12 protein-coding genes and 20 pseudogenes are annotated in these 15,686 nt (G+C 72.7%); 9 read left to right on the top strand and 23 right to left on the bottom strand.

The annotated features are described in order from the left end of the window. From UG55_RS22165 to UG55_RS41785, 14 genes and pseudogenes are all read right to left on the bottom strand, one after another. The coding region (locus UG55_RS22165; protein WP_199865223.1) for a cation:proton antiporter at nucleotides 1-561 on the bottom strand (561 nt) is incomplete at its 3' end. Nucleotides 562-726: 165 nt separating this feature from the next. Next, nucleotides 727-946: pseudogene (locus UG55_RS41840) on the bottom strand (citrate (Si)-synthase); the annotation flags it as partial. Between the two features lies 1 nt (nucleotide 947). After that, nucleotides 948-1,234 (bottom strand): annotated as a pseudogene (locus tag UG55_RS41835) (citrate/2-methylcitrate synthase); the annotation flags it as partial. A 1-nt stretch (nucleotide 1,235) separates the two neighbouring features. Then, nucleotides 1,236-1,324, bottom strand: a pseudogene (locus tag UG55_RS41830) (citrate/2-methylcitrate synthase); the annotation flags it as partial. Nucleotide 1,325: 1 nt separating this feature from the next. Further along, nucleotides 1,326-1,532 (bottom strand): annotated as a pseudogene (locus UG55_RS41825) (citrate/2-methylcitrate synthase); the annotation flags it as partial. A gap of 1 nt (nucleotide 1,533) precedes the next feature. Beyond that, nucleotides 1,534-1,614 (bottom strand): annotated as a pseudogene (locus tag UG55_RS41820) (hypothetical protein); the annotation flags it as partial. Nucleotide 1,615: 1 nt separating this feature from the next. Beyond that, nucleotides 1,616-2,094, bottom strand: a 479-nt coding sequence (locus UG55_RS41815; RefSeq protein ID WP_304440442.1) for a citrate/2-methylcitrate synthase, incomplete at its 3' end; no start/stop codon positions are given. Nucleotides 2,095-2,608: 514 nt separating this feature from the next. After that, nucleotides 2,609-2,806: pseudogene (locus UG55_RS41810) on the bottom strand (response regulator transcription factor); the annotation flags it as partial. A gap of 1 nt (nucleotide 2,807) precedes the next feature. Further along, nucleotides 2,808-2,983 (bottom strand): annotated as a pseudogene (locus tag UG55_RS41805) (DNA-binding response regulator); the annotation flags it as partial. A gap of 1 nt (nucleotide 2,984) precedes the next feature. Beyond that, nucleotides 2,985-3,077 (bottom strand): annotated as a pseudogene (locus tag UG55_RS41800) (DNA-binding response regulator); the annotation flags it as partial. Between the two features lies 1 nt (nucleotide 3,078). After that, the coding region (locus UG55_RS41795) for a response regulator transcription factor (protein WP_242424938.1) at nucleotides 3,079-3,289 on the bottom strand (211 nt) is incomplete at its 3' end. Nucleotides 3,290-3,328: 39 nt separating this feature from the next. Next, on the bottom strand, nucleotides 3,329-3,605 hold a 277-nt coding region (locus UG55_RS47865), incomplete at its 3' end, for a sensor histidine kinase (protein WP_396230975.1). A 12-nt stretch (nucleotides 3,606-3,617) separates the two neighbouring features. Then, the coding region (locus tag UG55_RS41790) for a histidine kinase (RefSeq protein ID WP_242424939.1) at nucleotides 3,618-3,911 on the bottom strand (294 nt) is incomplete at its 3' end. 822 nt (nucleotides 3,912-4,733) lie between these two features. Beyond that, a pseudogene (locus UG55_RS41785) lies at nucleotides 4,734-5,081 on the bottom strand (sensor histidine kinase); the annotation flags it as partial. 394 nt (nucleotides 5,082-5,475) lie between these two features. Here UG55_RS41785 and UG55_RS46360 point away from each other — a divergent pair. The 3 pseudogenes from UG55_RS46360 to UG55_RS45660 form a co-directional block, all read left to right on the top strand. Further along, nucleotides 5,476-5,589: pseudogene (locus UG55_RS46360) on the top strand (MarR family transcriptional regulator); the annotation flags it as partial. Nucleotide 5,590: 1 nt separating this feature from the next. Then, a pseudogene (locus UG55_RS41780) lies at nucleotides 5,591-5,715 on the top strand (MarR family transcriptional regulator); the annotation flags it as partial. An 8-nt stretch (nucleotides 5,716-5,723) separates the two neighbouring features. Further along, nucleotides 5,724-5,901 (top strand): annotated as a pseudogene (locus UG55_RS45660) (MarR family transcriptional regulator); the annotation flags it as partial. A gap of 33 nt (nucleotides 5,902-5,934) precedes the next feature. Here the strand turns inward: UG55_RS45660 and UG55_RS41775 are convergent. The 3 pseudogenes from UG55_RS41775 to UG55_RS41765 form a co-directional block, all read right to left on the bottom strand. Then, nucleotides 5,935-6,440, bottom strand: a pseudogene (locus UG55_RS41775) (dehydrogenase); the annotation flags it as partial. Nucleotide 6,441: 1 nt separating this feature from the next. Further along, nucleotides 6,442-6,706, bottom strand: a pseudogene (locus UG55_RS41770) (Gfo/Idh/MocA family oxidoreductase); the annotation flags it as partial. A 1-nt stretch (nucleotide 6,707) separates the two neighbouring features. After that, a pseudogene (locus UG55_RS41765) lies at nucleotides 6,708-6,909 on the bottom strand (dehydrogenase); the annotation flags it as partial. 200 nt (nucleotides 6,910-7,109) lie between these two features. On the opposite strand from UG55_RS41765, the gene thpR reads away from it, so the two are divergent. Beyond that, nucleotides 7,110-7,706 (top strand): RNA 2',3'-cyclic phosphodiesterase, encoded by a 597-nt coding sequence (gene thpR, locus UG55_RS22135; protein ID WP_066072629.1) that lies wholly within the window; start codon nucleotides 7,110-7,112, stop codon nucleotides 7,704-7,706. On the opposite strand, the gene UG55_RS22130 is transcribed toward thpR, so the two are convergent. From UG55_RS22130 to UG55_RS47860, 4 genes and pseudogenes are all read right to left on the bottom strand, one after another. Next, nucleotides 7,652-8,026, bottom strand: coding sequence for a winged helix-turn-helix domain-containing protein (locus UG55_RS22130; RefSeq protein ID WP_066072599.1), 375 nt, complete (start codon nucleotides 8,024-8,026; stop codon nucleotides 7,652-7,654). The two genes, thpR and UG55_RS22130, sit on opposite strands and share 55 nt — an antisense overlap. Before the next feature lie 27 nt (nucleotides 8,027-8,053). Beyond that, nucleotides 8,054-8,399, bottom strand: a pseudogene (locus UG55_RS41760) (cupin domain-containing protein); the annotation flags it as partial. A 1-nt stretch (nucleotide 8,400) separates the two neighbouring features. Next, nucleotides 8,401-8,558: pseudogene (locus UG55_RS41755) on the bottom strand (cupin); the annotation flags it as partial. A 343-nt stretch (nucleotides 8,559-8,901) separates the two neighbouring features. Beyond that, nucleotides 8,902-8,982 (bottom strand): putative leader peptide, encoded by an 81-nt coding sequence (locus tag UG55_RS47860; protein WP_396230974.1) that lies wholly within the window; start codon nucleotides 8,980-8,982, stop codon nucleotides 8,902-8,904. Between the two features lie 492 nt (nucleotides 8,983-9,474). On the opposite strand from UG55_RS47860, the gene UG55_RS22120 reads away from it, so the two are divergent. The 5 genes and pseudogenes from UG55_RS22120 to UG55_RS22105 all read left to right on the top strand — a co-directional run. Beyond that, nucleotides 9,475-10,116, top strand: a complete 642-nt coding sequence (locus UG55_RS22120) for an NADPH-dependent FMN reductase (protein ID WP_083987079.1) — start codon at nucleotides 9,475-9,477, stop codon at nucleotides 10,114-10,116. A gap of 61 nt (nucleotides 10,117-10,177) precedes the next feature. Then, nucleotides 10,178-10,364 (top strand): annotated as a pseudogene (locus UG55_RS41750) (flavin reductase); the annotation flags it as partial. 1 nt (nucleotide 10,365) lies between these two features. Beyond that, nucleotides 10,366-10,691, top strand: a 326-nt coding sequence (locus tag UG55_RS22115) for a flavin reductase family protein (protein ID WP_242424937.1), incomplete at its 5' end; no start/stop codon positions are given. A 152-nt stretch (nucleotides 10,692-10,843) separates the two neighbouring features. Then, on the top strand, nucleotides 10,844-11,815 hold the full coding sequence (locus UG55_RS22110) for a sulfotransferase (protein WP_066072593.1): 972 nt from the start codon (nucleotides 10,844-10,846) through the stop codon (nucleotides 11,813-11,815). 181 nt (nucleotides 11,816-11,996) lie between these two features. Beyond that, a pseudogene (locus tag UG55_RS22105) lies at nucleotides 11,997-12,182 on the top strand (DUF2530 domain-containing protein); the annotation flags it as partial. Between the two features lie 22 nt (nucleotides 12,183-12,204). Here the strand turns inward: UG55_RS22105 and UG55_RS41745 are convergent. Together UG55_RS41745 and UG55_RS41740 are read right to left on the bottom strand one after the other, a co-directional pair. Beyond that, nucleotides 12,205-14,787: pseudogene (locus tag UG55_RS41745) on the bottom strand (molecular chaperone Hsp90); the annotation flags it as partial. 1 nt (nucleotide 14,788) lies between these two features. After that, a partial coding sequence (locus tag UG55_RS41740) for a sacsin N-terminal ATP-binding-like domain-containing protein (protein ID WP_396230973.1) occupies nucleotides 14,789-15,686 on the bottom strand: 898 nt, incomplete at both ends.

Raw genomic sequence — 15,686 nt, 5'->3', positions numbered from 1 at the left:
GATCCAGGCCGCCGCGTCGTCGATCGCCCCGCTGGCCAGCGCGAGGGTGCCGTGCCGGGTGCCGGCCTGCCCGCGTTCGGTGATGATCCGCGCCAGCATGGGGAAGGCGGTGATGGCCAGTGCGACCCCCACGAAGGCCGCGGTGACGGCGGTCGGGATGCCCTCCGCCCGGATCGGCACCCGCGTGCTCGTGGTGACGACCACCAGGACGCCGAGGGCCAGCGGCGCGGCGACACCGGCGAGCGAGACCGCGCCGGCGGTGCCGAGGAGTTTCGGCACCTGGTGGCGCGCGAACGCATGGCCGGCCTGGAACATGAAGATCACCAGACCGACCTGGCCCACGATGTAGAGCACCGGGTAGAGCTCGTGGGGGAACACCGCGTCCTGCGCGTCGGGGAACAGCAGCCCGAGCAGCGACGGCCCGAGCAGGACGCCGGCGAGCATCTCGCTCACCACCGCCGGCTGGCCCGCCCAGGCCAGCGTCCACGCCACCACCTTGCAGAACAGCAGGATCACCACTACGGCGATGAAGAACCGTGGTGCCAGCTCACCGGGGGTCATGACGCGGTCGCTTCCGAGGTGGTGGGAGATCCGAACATAGGGCCGGCAACTCAGAGGCAGCCCCNCCCCCCCGCCCCGGCCCGAACGCGGAACGACCGCCTGCCGGCCTGGTGGCCGGAGAGGCGGTCGTCCGAGGCGAGGGCGTCGCTGGCGCGCCTCGGGAGGTCAGCGCAGCGGGCGGACCGGGGCGGCCTGGGCGGCCTGGGCCGCGATCGGGTCGGTCTCGGCGTCCGCGGCGGACGAGCGGACGTCCATCGGGACGTAGGGACGCTCGTCGTAGCCGACGTAGAGCTGGCGTGGCCGGGCGATCTTCTGCTCAGGGTCGAGCAGGCCCTCCTCCCACTGGGCCAGCCAGCCCGGCATCCGGCCGATCGCGAACAGCACCNGGAACATCTCCACCGGGAAACCCATGGCCTGGTAGATGATGCCGGTGTAGAAGTCGACGTTCGGATAGAGCTTGCGGGCGATGAAGTACTCGTCCTCCAGCGCGATCCGCTCCAGCTCCATCGCGAGGTCGAGCAGCGGGTTCGTGCCGGTGACCTTGAATACCTCGTCCGCGACCTGGCGGATCACCCGGGCACGCGGGTCGTAGTTCTTGTAGATCCGGTGGCCGAAGCCCATGAGCTTCTTCTTGCCGTCCTTCACCTGGGCGATGAAGGCGGGGATGTTCTCCNCCGAGCCGATCTCGGAGAGCATGCGCAGGACCTGCTCGTTGGCGCCGCCGTGCAGCGGGCCGTAGAGCGCGGAGATCGCGGCCGCGGCGNCCGAGAACGGGTCGGCCTGGGAACTGCCCACCGCGCGCATCGCGTTGGCGGAGCAGTTCTGCTCGTGGTCGGCGTGCAGGATGAACAGCACGTCGAGGGCGTGCTCGAGGTTCGGGTCCGGCTCGTACTTGAGCTCGGTGGCCTTCCACATCATGTTGAGGAAGTTGCCGGCGTAGGACAGGTCGTTGTCCGGGTAGACGTACGGGANACCGACGGAGTGCCGGTAGGAGAACGCCGCCAGCGTGGTGATCTTCGCGATGAGGCGGACGATCTGCAGCCGCCGAAGGCCNGGGTCGTCGATCGTCTTGGCGTCCGGGTAGAAGGTCGAAAGCGCGCCGACAGTCGACACCAGCATGCCCATCGGGTGGGCGTCGTGGTGGAAGCCGTCGATGAACTTTTTGATCGACTCATGCACCAGGGTGTGGTGCGTGATCTCGTCTTTCCAGGTGGCGAGCTCGTCCGAGGTGGGAAGCTCGCCCGCCAGCAGCAGGTAGGAGACCTCCAGGAAGCTGCTCTTCTCCGCCAGCTCCTGGATGGGGTAGCCGCGGTAGCGCAGAATGCCGGCGTCGCCGTCGATGTAGGTGATCGCGCTCCGGCAGCTCGCCGTGTTCGTGAACGCGGGGTCGTAGGCCATGAGGCCGAAGTCGTCGTCGTCGACCTTGATGGCACGGAACGCACTCGAGCGGATCGTGCCGTCGGTGACCGGCACCTCGTACGTTCGACCGGTGCGGTTATCGGTGACGGTCAGGGTACTGACCTGCTCGGACACGCCGGGCTCCTCTCGCCATGGCACTGCCGGGTGACGGCGTCGGCCACCTCCGGGCGCGCGCCCGGTTCGGAGCGCTCTCGCCGGTTCACTGGTTCGGTTCGGTTGTCCCCAAGTCTCGCGGTTCGAGCCACCACATGCGCGTGATCGGTGGCGTCTATCCCACGTGTGCTCTGCCACCCTGTATGTCGTCGCGCTGCGGGTGGCGCCTGGGCTGGTGCTCCTGGTAAGGGTCAGCCCGTTTTGGGTGTCCTGGGGTGGTTACATCGTCGCCTCGTGCGAGATCGTGGTTCCTCTGTGGTGCCGGAGATCGGCGCCCTCGGCGCGGATTTGGCGAGATTGGTCACATAGGTTGAGCCACCCCGGTGCCTCGGTCGTACGTCCTCCCTCGTCCGCTCGGCCCCTGTTACCCCCTTGTACCCCCGCGTCGCCCACTACCCCGCCGTCGAGGCGGCTCAGGTTCCGGCGGAGCGAGCTGGCCCGCCGCACCGGTGGCCGGTGGCCCGGTGGTCCGGGGCTACTTCGCCGCCGGCTTGGACGGGGCCGCCTCGCCCGTGGAGCGCAGCCAGGTGAGAACGGCCAGAATCCGCCGGTTGTCGTCCGCGGAGGCCGGCATTCCCAGCTTCGAGAACACGCTCGCCACATGGTTCTCGACCGTTTTCGGCGCCAGGTGAAGCCGGCCGGCGATTCCGGCGTTCGACCGCCCTTCGGCCATNTCCCGCAGAACGGCGCGCTCTCGCTCGGTGAGCCGGTCGAGGGCCTCGGCCCGGCGTCGGTGCGCCAACAGGCCGGCGATGATGTCCTCGTCCACGACGAGACGGCCGTCCGCGATCCGGCGCAGTCCGTCGAGCAGCCCGTTCAGATCCGTCACCCGATCTTTGAGCAGGTAGCCNGTCCCGCCGCGGCCATCACCGAGCAGGCGCACCGCGTAGTGGACGTCCGCGTAGGTGGAAAGGAGCAGGACCCCGACCGAGGGGTACTGGGCCNGGATCTGCTCGGCGGAGACGAGGCCTTCGTCGGTGAAGGTCGGCGGCATCCGCAGGTCCAGGATGACCACGTCGGGCAGCTCGTCCGCGAGATGGGCGAGCAGTTTCCGCGGCTCGGCGGCCTGGGCCGTCACCTGCACACCGGCCGAGGTCAGCAGCAGCGCGAGACCCTCCCGGAAAAGGGTCGAGTCGTCCGCGATGGCTACCCGCATATCACAGGTCACGTCCAGGATCGAGGGCGGTCTGCCGCNGTTGGTTGTTTTCTGTGGGAATGACCGCGGTCAGGCGGGTACCGGAATCCGGCGGGCTGGAGAGTGTGACGTCGCCGCCGAGTGCGCGGACACGCTCACGCAGCCCGGCGAGGCCACCGCCGTCGCTGATGACCGCCCCGCCCTTTCCGTCGTCGGCTATCTGGATCAGGAACTCGTCCTCCGCCGCTCGTACTGTTACCTGCGCCTGAGTGGCATCAGCATATTTAACCGTATTGGCCAGTGCTTCGCTTACGGTGTAGTACGCCGTGGTCTCCAGTGCGGTGTCGANTCGTTGGTCGGGTATCTGTAGCTCGACCACCAGCGGGAGCGGCCCCGCGACATCCTCCAGGGCGGCCTTCAGTCCACGTTCGCTGAGGATTGGCGGATGTATGCCGCGAGCAAGCCCGCGCAGCTCCTCCAGGGCGGCCCGGAGATCCGCGGCGGCCGCCGCCAGGGCGGCTGATGTGGCCTCATCCGTTGCCTGCGCCTGTGCGATCCCCAGCCGGGTCCCGAGTGCCAGCAGGCGCTGCTGGGCGCCGTCGTGAAGGTTCCGCTCGATGCGGCGGCGCTCGGCCAGGCCCACCTCGACGAGCTGTGACCGGGTGGCCCGCACCGCGTCGAGCTGGGCGGCGATCGTGGCGTGTAACCGCGCGTTCTCCAGCGCGATGGCGCTGGCGTTGAGTGCGACGTCCACCAGGTCACGGTCGCGCTCAAGCGAGGAGCGGGCGGACAGGACCGCCAGCGGGGCACCGGAGGATGTGCGGACCGGCAGCGCGAGCCGCGTGTCGTCGGCCGGCGGCGGGACAGCGGGCTGCCCGTCACTGTCGATGTGGACGCCCCGCTCGGGAACCCACAGGTAGATCTGCGCGTCCTCGTCGCCCAGCGCCGCGCGCAGCACCNCCCGGACCGCGGCCGGTGTCGGTGGGGTGCTCAGCGTGCTCAGGAGCTGCGCGATCCGGCCCCGGGCCGCGTGCCGGCGTGCGGCCGCGGCGGCGAAGGACGCCGGGATGGCGAGCAGCGTCACGGCCATCGGGATGAAGATCATGCTGATGGTGCTGCTGTNGGGGTAGTAGACGAACAGGTTCACCACCGCGGCCATGGCGTACGCGGCGAGCATGCCCAGCGCGACGGGCCCGAGGGTCCGCCGTTCCAGCGCGGAGGCGCGCCGGTAGCGGCGGGCGATGGCGAGGCCGAAGGCGATGACCACCGCGAAGGTCAGGCCGTCGAGGGTGTTGACCACCACCTCGAAGACCGTCGGGTCGATCGCCGTGCCGTACCACCACACGCCCGGGTGATAGCCGAAGGTCTCCGGCCGGGAAAGCCCGATCAGCACGAGGTTGCTCACCGGGACGATCGCGATCGCGCTCGCGAGCAGCAGCCGCTCGGCGGGGTCGGNGATCCGCCNGGTCGGGTACCGCAGCAACCCCCAACCGAGGCAGACCCAGAAATGGGCGTAGGCGATGGAGGAGACCACCGCGGTCGGGCCGCGTTCCCAGGTGGCCGTCCAGGTCACCGTCCACATCAGGCCGCCGATGACGTAGGCCCAGCTCACACTGCCGAGTGCGTCCTCGTCCAGCAGCAGCAGCCCGGTGAGGACGAAGGTGACGGTGACCAGCACGTTCAGCGTGGCCGGGAAGGGAGTCCTGGGCCAGGCGGGCCACTGGGCCGCGATCGTCAGCAGCGACGTCACGAGGCCGGCGGTGACCAGCCACGCAAGGCGATGCCGGGTGACCACGCTGGTCAGCGACGGCATCGGCGGCCCGCTGAGGGNGACGATCTCACTCGGTAAGAGTGACACACCGCTTACGTCCGTCTGAGTGTTACCCCCCGGTTGTCAGGGTGGAAGCACCCGGAAAGCGCGGAGGTGTCCCGGAGGCGCGCCGAGGCGTCCACAGTGAATAGTGGATTCGGCCCTCCNGTCACGGTTCGCCNTCACGGGCAGGTGTGCCGGGCCGTCGGGGGCCGGACGCTACCGGGGGGTGGCCGGCTCCCGACGGATCCGCCGGGTCGATCACCGCCGGCGACCTGAACGGGTGCCCTGAACCAGGTGCGACATTTCCGCGCGGGGCCGGGTCACGGCCGCGCGTTGCTCTGTGGTGCGCGTATCGGCCTTGAACCTTAACGAGGCTAACCAGTACTTTCGAGAAATGGAGAGCGCGGGTGTGGCTGAGCTTGCTTCCGCCCTGCGCATGTCCGTGATGCGGCTGTCGCGGCGAATGCGGCAGGAACGTTCCAGCACGCTTACGCCCACCCAGGTCGCCNCCCTCGCCACACTGGCCCGGCACGGGCCGATGACCCTCGGCGAGATCGCCGCGTACGAGCGTGTGCAACCGCCGTCGATGACCAGGGTGATCACGCTCCTGGCCGAGGCCGGGCTGGTGCACCGCNGCCAGCNCCCGACCGACGGGCGCCAGGTGATCGCCCAGGTCACCGAGGCTGGCCGGGAACTGCTCGCCGCCGACCGCCGGCGCCGGGACGAGTGGCTGGCCGAGCGGCTGGAGGACCTCACACCGGGCGAGGCCGACGCGCTGCGAGCGGCCGCGCCTGTCCTGGATCGCCTCGCCGGCCTCTGACCGCCCGACCGCTGACCGCCCGACCGCGCCGGCTCACAGTTCGACCCAGCCACCCCGCTCACGGGACGCGGTGGCCGCCACCTGCAACCGGGTGGCCGTGAGCAGATCATGGAAGGTCGCGCCGCGCACCAGTGCCGGGTCGTTGAGCTCGGTCGCGCGCACGACGTCGTAGGTCGCCTCGACCAGGCCGGGGCGCTCGGCGGGCACCGTCGGCATCCAAAGGTCACGGACGCCGTTCCCGTCCTGCCGGCGTACCCGCCGGCCCTGGACGACCAGCCGGCCCGCGTCGCCGCAGACCGTGACGACGGCGGTGGTGAGCTCGCCGCTCATCCGTTCGTTGATCAGGATGGTCGTCCCGTTGGCGGCGAGCAGCGCCAGGGTGATCGGAGCATCCGGGGTGAGGGCGGTCGCCGGCATGCTGGCCGGGTCCGCGCAGACGGCGAGGATCTCACCGCACCAGCGCAGCGTCAGGTCGATGATCTCGGCCCGGCCGACCGGCCCGGCGGGGGCGCCGACCACCGTGATCTGGCTGAGCGCCCNCAACGAGTGGAGCGAGGCCTGCACATGCCACGCCGCGGGCCAGGCCCGCCCGTCCAGTGCGACGACATGCGCGAGGTCGGCCTCCTCTGCGAGGTCCGCGACGGTGCGCAGCGACTCCGCCTCGGCGGTGGTCGGCTTGGCGAGCAGGACGTGCAGGCCGGCCTCGGCGGCCCGCCGGGCGACGAAGTCGGACGCCGGCGGAGCCATCTCGATGCAGACCGCCTCGATGTCGTCCGACAGCATGGCGATCAGGTCGCTGTAGGCCNGCGGTGCCCGCGCCTCGGCCGCCCAGGCCAGCGACTCCAGCGGTTCGGGGGCCAGCAGGCCGACGACGTCGACGCCCGAGTCGCGCAGAACGTCCGCTGTGGACAGCTCCGAACCGTCGGTGACGAGCGCCATCGCGACCGGGAGGTCGGGCTCGTCGCGCCGTGCGGCGCGCCGGTCGGAGCGCCAGGCCCTGGAGAGGCCNGGATCGCGGGGTGCCACCAGCTCGGGGACCGTCGTCACAGCTCCGATAGTGCCCCCGAACTCCGCCCGTCGGCGGGCGGTCGGGCCGATCCCGTCGTCAGACCACCCACTCGAACCAGCCCGCTGTGACCAGAGCGCGTCACGCCGGACGGGGGTGCCCGAACGGGCCGGTCGGCCCGGCGCGGTATTTAGTGGAGGTGATGAGGTTCTTCGTCGCGCTGCTGCCGCCGCCGGAGCTCGTCCGCGACCTGGCGGCGACGGTCGCCGCGGTGACCGGGACCGCTGGGGCCGGCGAGGGCGGGCCTGACCGGCCGCGGGGGCTGCCGGGGGCGCGCTGGGTGGACCCAGCGCGGTGGCATGTGACGCTGGCGTTCCTTGGTCCCGTCGACCCGGCCACCCGCCCCGCCCTCGACGAGCGGCTGGGCCGGGTGGCCCGCCGCCACCCGCCGGCCCGGCTGCGCGTCGACGGCGCCGGCCGGTTCGGCGATCGGGTCCTGTGGGCCCGGGTCAGCGGTGAGCTCGGGGCGCTCGCCACGGGTGTGCGCCGGGCGGCGGTGCGGGCCGGCGCACTGCACGGCGACGACCGCCCGCTGCGCGCGCACCTGACGCTGGCGCGGGTGCCGGCCGGCGCGGAGGTCGACCTGCGCGGCCTGGTTCGCGCGCTCGACGAGGCGATCGCGCCGCTGCCGTGGTCCGCCGAGGCCATCACGCTGATGAGCAGCGCCGGCGGACCGACGCCCGCCTACAGCGTCGAGGGCCGGTGGGACCTGCGGGGGTCCCCCGCCGCCGGGCGGTAGCGGTAGCCGACCCGCCGGACCGTCTCGATGCGGTCGCGGTGCTGCAGGCCGAGCTTGCGCCGCAGTCGGGTGATCATGACGTCTACGGTGCGCGGGGCGGATGCCCCGAGCTCGCCCGGATCCTGCCGCCACACCTCGCGCAGCAGTTCCTCCCGGCTGTGCACCCGCCCCGGATGCCGCACGAGGTAGTCGAGGACCTCGAACTCCAGGTAGGTCAGATCGACCGGCCGGCCGTCGACCAGGACCTGCCAGGCCACGCGGTCGACGTCCACGGTGGGGCCAGCGAATGTTCTCTCGGCGAAGCCGGCGTGGGCTGCCACGGATGCCTCCAGGGCGAGTGGGGGTGATCAGTTCGGGCCGGCCTGGGAGCCGGTGATGTCGTCGCTCGTGGTCAGGACGGGGCCGGTCCAGCGCAGGTCCGGGAGGTTCACGACGATCGCGTCCTGGGTGCTGCGGGCGATCACGACGAGGGCCTCGTGATCGGGGTCCGGGTTCTCCTCGCGGTGCGGGACCCACGGCGGGACGAAGATGTAGTCCCCGGGTGAGGTGCGGATGCGGATCTCGCTCGGGGGCTCGCCGTCGTCACCCTCGGCGACGTCCGCGGGGAAGACGAACTCGGGCCGGCCGCTGACCACGTAGATCGCGGTCTCCGACCGGCCGTGGTGATGGTTGGCCGAGGCGGTCGACGGCGCCNCGTGGGTCTGCCCCATCCACAGCTTCGACGAGCCGACCGTCCGGGCACTGACCGCGGCCAGCCGCCGCATTCCCGAGCTCTGGGCTGTCTCGGCGTCGAGCGCCCACGGCGCGATGTGGTGCAGGCGCCGGTGGAAGGCGTCGATGTCGGCCGGGGAGNGGACGAGGTCCTCCGCGGAGGGGATGTGCAGTTCGCTCACGGTCGGCTCCGGGCTGGGAACGGGATGGGCATGGGCCCGGCCTGCGTCGCGGTGCTTCGGTGCCGTGGTGTTCCGGCACCGGCCGGCCGGCTGCGCCGATGCTCCCGGACGTCGCGGTCCGGCTGACGGGTGGGCACCAGGACGAGGCCGGGTTCCGACGGGTGTCGGACCACAGCTTGACGGTGATGGAGTCGGTGGCGCGGCGAGCTGGCGCGCGGCGCGGGGTGTGAGGACCACGGCGCGGNGGACCACGGGGAGACCACTGTGCCCGTGGCCCGGGGCGCTGGATGCCGCCAGCGGTGTCAGGAAGCCGAACAGGCGGCGGAGGCGACCCGCAGTAGGTCGATATGCCCCCGCCTGACGAGGTAGGTCGGCTTCAACACGGAATCAACGGAAACACGCCGGGCGATCCCAGCCAATGAAACAGGCGTGTGATCTGACTCACTTTATCACTTCTTGACTGAACAAAGCCCAGGTCCGCACAGTTTGGACGTGGCATCGCGCGTATCTCCCGTCAGCCGGGCGCTGCCATCCTTCAGTTCGTGGTCCACCTCCCGTCCACTGCTCACCCGCAGGCGCTTTGTCGACTACGGCCGCGCAACCCGCAGCCGCTGTAGGCGGCGCTCCCACTGACGGAGCCGGCCTCGCGGACCCGCCACCGCGACTGCCAGTGCCGCGGAACCCGCCGTGAATCCGCGCCCGATCTCCGTCGTGCGTCCTCCGTCCCGTTCAGCGCATCGCCGCCGCAGTGTCGCCGCCGGCCCGCGCCTCAGGGCGGTCACGGCAAGGGAATCCGCCACAGATCGCGGACGCAGTGCGGCACCAGCGGGTCCTGGGTCGCACCGCGATCCGGCCACAGAACCGGAAGGCCGACCATGACCGAGTTCTCCCGACTCACGCAGACGTCCCTTGTGCAGACGTCCCCTGTGCAGACGTCCATCGCGCCACCGATTCCCCTGGTGCCGCCTGCCCGGCCGCGGCTCGTCGTGCTCAGCGGGAGCCCCAGGGCAGGTGCCCGGACACTCGCCGTCGCGCGTGACCTCGCCGAACGGATAGCCGATGACCTGCCCATCGGGAGCACGGAGATCATCGATCTCGCGGTGCTCGCCCGCCGGCTCTTCGACGATGACGGCCGGGTCGCCGCGGCGGCCGGGGCGGTGTCCGCGGCCGATCTGCTGATCGTCGCCTCCCCGGTCTACAAGGGCAGCTACACCGGTCTGCTCAAGGTCTTCCTCGACCAGCTGCCGGGTGGCGCACTGCGTGGCGTGACCGCTGTGCCGCTGGTGCTGTCGGCGGCGCCGGACCACTCCTTCGCCGGTGACGCCTACCTGCGCCCGGTCCTCGTCGAGCTCGGCGCGGGCGTCCCGGCGCGGGCCTTCGCGGTGGTCGAGGACCAGCTCCCGGACCTCGACATCGTCATCGACTCCTGGGTGGTCTCCCATGCCTCGACCCTGCTGGCGAGCATCGCGGCCAACTCCCGGGCAGAGCGTCCCGTCCTGGCGGAGGCGGCCCGGTGAGCGTTGACACTCTCGGTGCGGAGGCGGCGGGGGCCGTCCCCGAACAGTCGGCCGAACCGGNGGGGGCTGAACCGGTGGTCGCCCCGGCCGCACTGCGGCACGCCTTCCGCCGGCACGCGGCCGGGGTGACGGTCGTGACGATGGCTGGCCCGTATGGTCCCGTCGGTTTCACCGCGACGTCGGTCGCCTCCCTCTCCGCCCAGCCGCCGCTGCTGTCGCTGTCGCTGTCGAGGACTTCGTCCTGCGCGNCGGCGCTGCTTGCCACCTCGGGTCTTGTGGTCCACCTGTTGTCCGTTGATCAGCAGGGGCTGGCCGCTCGGTTCGCCACCTCGGGAATCGACCGGTTCGCCGCGCCGACCCGGTGGCGCTCCCTGCCCACCGGTGAGCCGCTGCTCGTCGACGCCGCCGTCTGGCTGCGGACGCGGATCCTCACCCGGTTGGACGCGGGCGACCACCACCTGGTGATCGCCGAGGTCGTGGAGATCGGTGCCGATCCGGAGCCCGCCGGGCCGTCCGCTCCGCTCGTCTACCACAACGGCGGTTACGGGACGATCACCGTCGGGGAATCCACCTAGCGCGCCGTCCCGGGCCTGATCCGTCGTCGGCGGACTTCGGTGGACGGGCTCACCGCGGTCGGGGTTCCAAAGGAATTCCCGACTCGGCCCGCGGGGGCGGGGAGGCTATATTCTCGGCTCGCGTGTGAAACGGTCCGGGAGGAGGAGCCGGTATGGCGCTACCCGATTTCGTCGTCATTGGCGCTCCCGACGCCGGCACATTGAGCCTGCACACGGCGCTGGCCCGGCACCGGGGTCTGGTGATGTCCGCGCCGGCCGAGCCCGGGTTCTTCCTCGCCGAGGGGTCGTCTCCCGCACCCGCGGGCGCCCCGGCCGCGGGCCTGGAGGCACAGCCCGCGGACCTGGAGCCACAGCCCGCGGACAGCGCGGAGGCGCTGGCCGGGGAGGCGCTCGTCCGGTGCCAGCCGGAGTACGAGGCCCTCTTCCCGGGGAACGACCAGCGGCCCCGGGGAGAAAGTACTCCGTACTATCTCGCCGACTTCCCGGCACAGCGTCGCATGCACGAGCTGCTGCCGTACCTGAGAATGATCGCCGTGCTGCGCGACCCGGTCGAACGCGCGTACGCGAACTGGCTCGCGCAACGCCGAGCGGGGCTTGAGCCGTTGCCTTCTCTGGTCACGGCGCTCGACGCGGAGGAAGCGCGGCGCGCGGCCGGCTGGAAACGCCGCTGGCGCTACGCCGAACACGGCCGTTATGGCCTTCAGCTACGGCGTCTCTACACGTTGTTCCCACCCAGCCAGGTTCTGCTGGTGCGGTATCGGGACCTGGTCACGCAGCCGGATTCGGTACTGCGTGAGGTATGCGCCTTCGTTCGCGCGGTCGACCCGGCCGCGGTGGTCCGCGGCGGTGCGCGCACGTTCGTCCCGGCGGTCACCGATCCCGGTCGCGGCTGGCTCGGCGCGGCCAGCCGGCCCAGCCCGGACCCGCTGGCCGCGGCGCTGGCCGTGCTGCGCCGGCACCTGGAGCCGGGTCCCCCGCCGCCGCCCGGCCTGCGCGCGCGGGTGCTCGACCGCTTCGTCGACGACATCGCGCTGCTCGCGCAGGTGACAGGGTGCTCGTTCGACGAATGGCTGGAGGGCGGCGACCACCCGGCGCCCACCGGGGCGGACGGCGGCAGGGCCTGATGGCGCCGCCGCGGCCGCGGTAGCGTCGGTCGCGATGAGCACACGGACACCGGACGGAGACGAGCCGGGCCCCGGCGCGCCGGATCTTGGCGCGCCGGATCTTGGCGCCTCGGGCGCTGACACCGGCGGGGGAGAACTGCGTCCGCTCCCCTACGACGGAGTTCGCTCGGTCGCGGTGGGNACCGTCATCTGGCTGGTCGCGCTTCTGGCCATGCTCCCGTTCACCGACGACCTGCGGGCCGACGGCCGGCTGTGGTGGATAGCGACGGCCGCCGTCGGTTTCGGGCTGGGGCTGGCCGGTGTCTGGGTCGTCGTCCGCCGCCGCGACCGGCTGCGCGCGGCCGGGGAGCGGGCTGACCCCGCCTGACCCCGCCCGGCCTGCCTTCCGACTACAGGTCGTCGAGGTCGTCCTCCGCCTGCCGTAGCGGGGCGCCGTCCGGATCGCGCAGCGCCGCGGCGAGGCCGTGCCGGCGTTCCCACTGGCCGGCCTGCCAGGCCAGTGCCCGGGCCAGCGCGTCCGTGCCCGCCGCCTCGTCGAGATGGATCACCCCGCCGATGCCGCCGACCACGCGCCAGGGCGCCCGGACCTGACGTCCGCCCGGAGCCGTGATCCACAGCCGCGGGTGCACGTGATACCTGGCGACCAGCGGCCGGGCGGCTCCGGGCGCGGCGCCGAGGTCGGTCCCGTCGAGGGACTCCGGACCGGCCGTGGATTCGTCCGCCGCGGGCCGGTCGAGCACGACCCTGCTCCCGGAGACGACGACTGTCCTGGTCACGGTGCCCGCGGTTCCCGCAGAGCCCGCGGCGGCGTCCAGTACCTCGAACTCGTCCAGGTCGGAGGCCAGCCGGAGACCGAGCACATGCGCGGCCTCGGCGGCCCGGTCCAGGGGCAGCCGCAGGACGGGCCGGTCGTGGTCCATCAGCGCCAGCAGATCGGGGGCGTCCACCACCACGACCTCGTCGGCGGGGAACACGCCGGCCGGAGTCCGCACGGTCAGCGGCGGGTCCAGGCGTGGGCCGACGGCACCGTCCGGGTCGGTCCCCAGCAGGCCGGCCGCACTCACCGCCGCCATGTAGAGCGTCCGCGCCGCGGGCCAGCCGATCTCGCGGTCGCTGTCGCCCAGCCGGTCGAGGAGGTCGATCACCGCGTCCGGATCGGTGAGGACGTCGTCGAGAGTGCGGCGGCAGCCGAGCCGGCGCAGAAACTCCTCGTCGACGCCGGGCAGCGCGGCGGCCGGGGCGAACAGCCCGGTCAGCAGCGGGTCGGCACCGGGAAGCACCAGTTCCCGCGGCGGCAGCCGGTTGCCGGCGCCGTCGTCCGTCGGCAGCGTGGCGTGCCGGGCCAGCCACCAGCGGGTGTAGGACGGCTCGGCTCCCAGCACGACCTCGCGCAGTGGCGGGCGGGCGAGCTCGGCCAGTGCCTCGGGCCACGCCTCGGGGTCGACGAGTTCCAGGTCGCGGACCGCCGCGAACCGCCCGATGACGAGCGGGGCGCCCGGAATCCGGCCGGTGTCCGTGGAGAAGGGTGCGACCGCCCGTTCGGACGACTCGTAGACCTCGTCCACCCAGATGTCGCTGTCGTCCAGTTCGAGCAGCACCGGCTCGTCCGGGTCGAGGGTCACATCCGCCGCGTGGAGCACTCCGAACGTGCGCAGCACGCCGACCGCTTCGAGGACGTGGTCCGGCCAGGCGGTGCTGACTCGTGGGTCGAGGGTTCCGAACGGGGCATCGTCGGCGAGCAGCAGATCGAGCGGCCCATCCGCGATGACGAGTTCGGACGCGGGAGCGAACCCGCCGCCCGCCTCGGGGAGCAGCAGCGCGGAGAGCCAGGACGGCACGGACCGCTCGGAGTCCTGGTGATCATCATGCTGACTGCTGGCGTCGCGGACCAGGGCCAGCACGCCGCCCGCCAGCGCGTCGAGATGATCGAGATCGTCGTCCGGGTCGGCCTGGGTGACGGCCTCCCGTACCGCCGGGTCCCGCAGGACCCCGGCCGGGGTCCCCTCCACCGCCCCGAGCGTGCGCAGAGCGTCCCGCGCGCCCCCCGTGCACGCGTCGGGATGGATCACCCGCAGCGGCAGGCCGGAGCGGGCCAGGGCGACCACGTCCAGCTCGGGGGTGGGCAGCAGGGCGCCGCGCGGTCCGGTGACCATCCGGCTGGGGGGTGTCAGCGGTGCCGGGTCTGGCCCGTCGGTGTCCGGCTCCACGCCGAAGACGGGGGCGCGGTCGCGGTCGCGGTCGTGGCCGAGGTCGTCCAGATCGGGGACGACCACCACCGGCACGGGCAGCGCTCCGAGCGCGTCCCGGTCCGGCGCGGTCAGCAGCAGCGGGTAGAGACCGGCCCACCAGGACGGGTCGTGGCGCACCCCTCGCAGGAGCTCCACGACGCCCGCGGTGCCCAGCCGGCGGACACCGAGCAGGTCCAGGGCGCCGCGCAGCCGCCGCGCGGCGAACTCGGCCGGCAGGAGCCCGTCGACGAGCGCACCGGCAGCACCGTCAGCACCGTCGGCGTCGTCGGCGTCGTCGGCGGGGTCGGCGGGGTCGGGGGACTGGTCGGCGCGCAGCAGCTCCGTGACGGAGTCCGTGGCCGGGCCGAGGTCGAGGACGACGCAGTCCCGCCCGATTCGGCCCCCGGGCAGGAGCGGGGCGTCGGGCAGCAGCGTGAGCAGCCGGTCGCGCAGCCGGCCGTCCACCTCACCGCGGGGCAGGCCGGTGGGGACCAGCTCCAGGGCACTGGTGCCGCGGTCGCCCAGCTGGGTGGCCAGCGCCACCGTCGCCTCGGCGAGGCGGTCCGTCAGCCAGTCCCGCAGCGGTCCGGGAACGGTGTGCCGGCGGGACGGATCCAGCGGGAGGTCGACGCTGAGCAGAGCCGGGATGCTGATCGGCTCGTCGGTGGGCTGCGGCGCGCGGATCACCCGCATGACCTGGTCGGGCCAGTCGCCGTCGGGCACCATCGCCCGTGCGGTGTAGCCNGTCCGCCCGCGTTCCTCCACGGGGCGGTCCGCGAGCAGTTCGGGCGGGATCGTCCCGCGGCGTACGCAGCCCTGCCACCGCACGCCGCCGACGGTCGCGACCTCAAGACTGGTCCCGTCCGGCCCGGGCCGGGTCGGCTCCCATTCACAGTGGTGCCGGCGGACCTCGCCGTCGACCTCGACGATGATCTCCGCGAGTCCGCGCAGGACGACGGGCAGCGTCGGGTCGAGCTCGGCGATCAGGGCCCGCGCCGTGGCGGCCGCGGCCTCGTCCCGGAGAGGCAGGCGGATGACGGTGTCGTAGCCGGCCGGTCCGGGCCGCGGGTCGTCGAGGTCGAACGGAAGGCGCAGCACGGGCACCGCGCCGCCGCGCCGGTCGAGTTCCGCCAGCAGCGCGTCGACACCGCTCGCGCGCACCAGCTCCGCCGTGCGCTGCCGCGACCAGCCCACCCCCCACCAGCCGTCCGCACCGTCCCGGCCACCGGCGGTGCCGTACCCGCCGAGCGGGGACGTCCTGGAGACGATGGACGGAGTGTCCGTCACCGCGAGGACGGCGGCGAACCCGGCGCCGAAGCGCCCGACGGCCTGGACGTCGCGCTTCGCCGAGGCGCGCAGTGTCGACAGCGCCTCGACCCCGGCCGCCGTCAACGGCGCGCCGGTGTTCGCGACCTCCAGCAGGCCGCCCGGGCCCGTCCCGGCGGCTGGCGGGCTCAGCCTGATGAGCACCTTCGCCGGGACGCCGGCGGCGCTCGCCGCGTCGACCGCGTTCTGGAGGAGCTCGACGATCAGTCGGTCCCGGTAGGCGCCGAGGGCTGCGTCCTCCTCGGCGTTCGCGTCCTCCCGGAACCGGCTCGCCGCCGCGGCCCATGCCTCGGTGACGCGGTTCCGCAGCGCCGCAG

Origin of the sequence: Frankia sp. EI5c (genome assembly GCF_001636565.1) — a bacterium.
Taxonomy (GTDB): domain Bacteria; phylum Actinomycetota; class Actinomycetes; order Frankiales; family Frankiaceae; genus Parafrankia.
The sequence above is the reverse complement of the archived record's forward strand: the minus strand, read 5'-3'. Positions and strand labels throughout refer to the sequence as shown.

Excerpts from the sequence above, each read along its gene's own strand:
- thpR (WP_066072629.1), top strand. The coding sequence starts at position 7,110 with ATGAGGTTCTTCGTCGCGCTGCTGCCGCCGCCGGAGCTCGTCCGCGAC.
- UG55_RS22110 (WP_066072593.1), top strand. The coding sequence starts at position 10,844 with ATGGCGCTACCCGATTTCGTCGTCATTGGCGCTCCCGACGCCGGCACA.
- UG55_RS22120 (WP_083987079.1), top strand. The coding sequence starts at position 9,475 with ATGACCGAGTTCTCCCGACTCACGCAGACGTCCCTTGTGCAGACGTCC.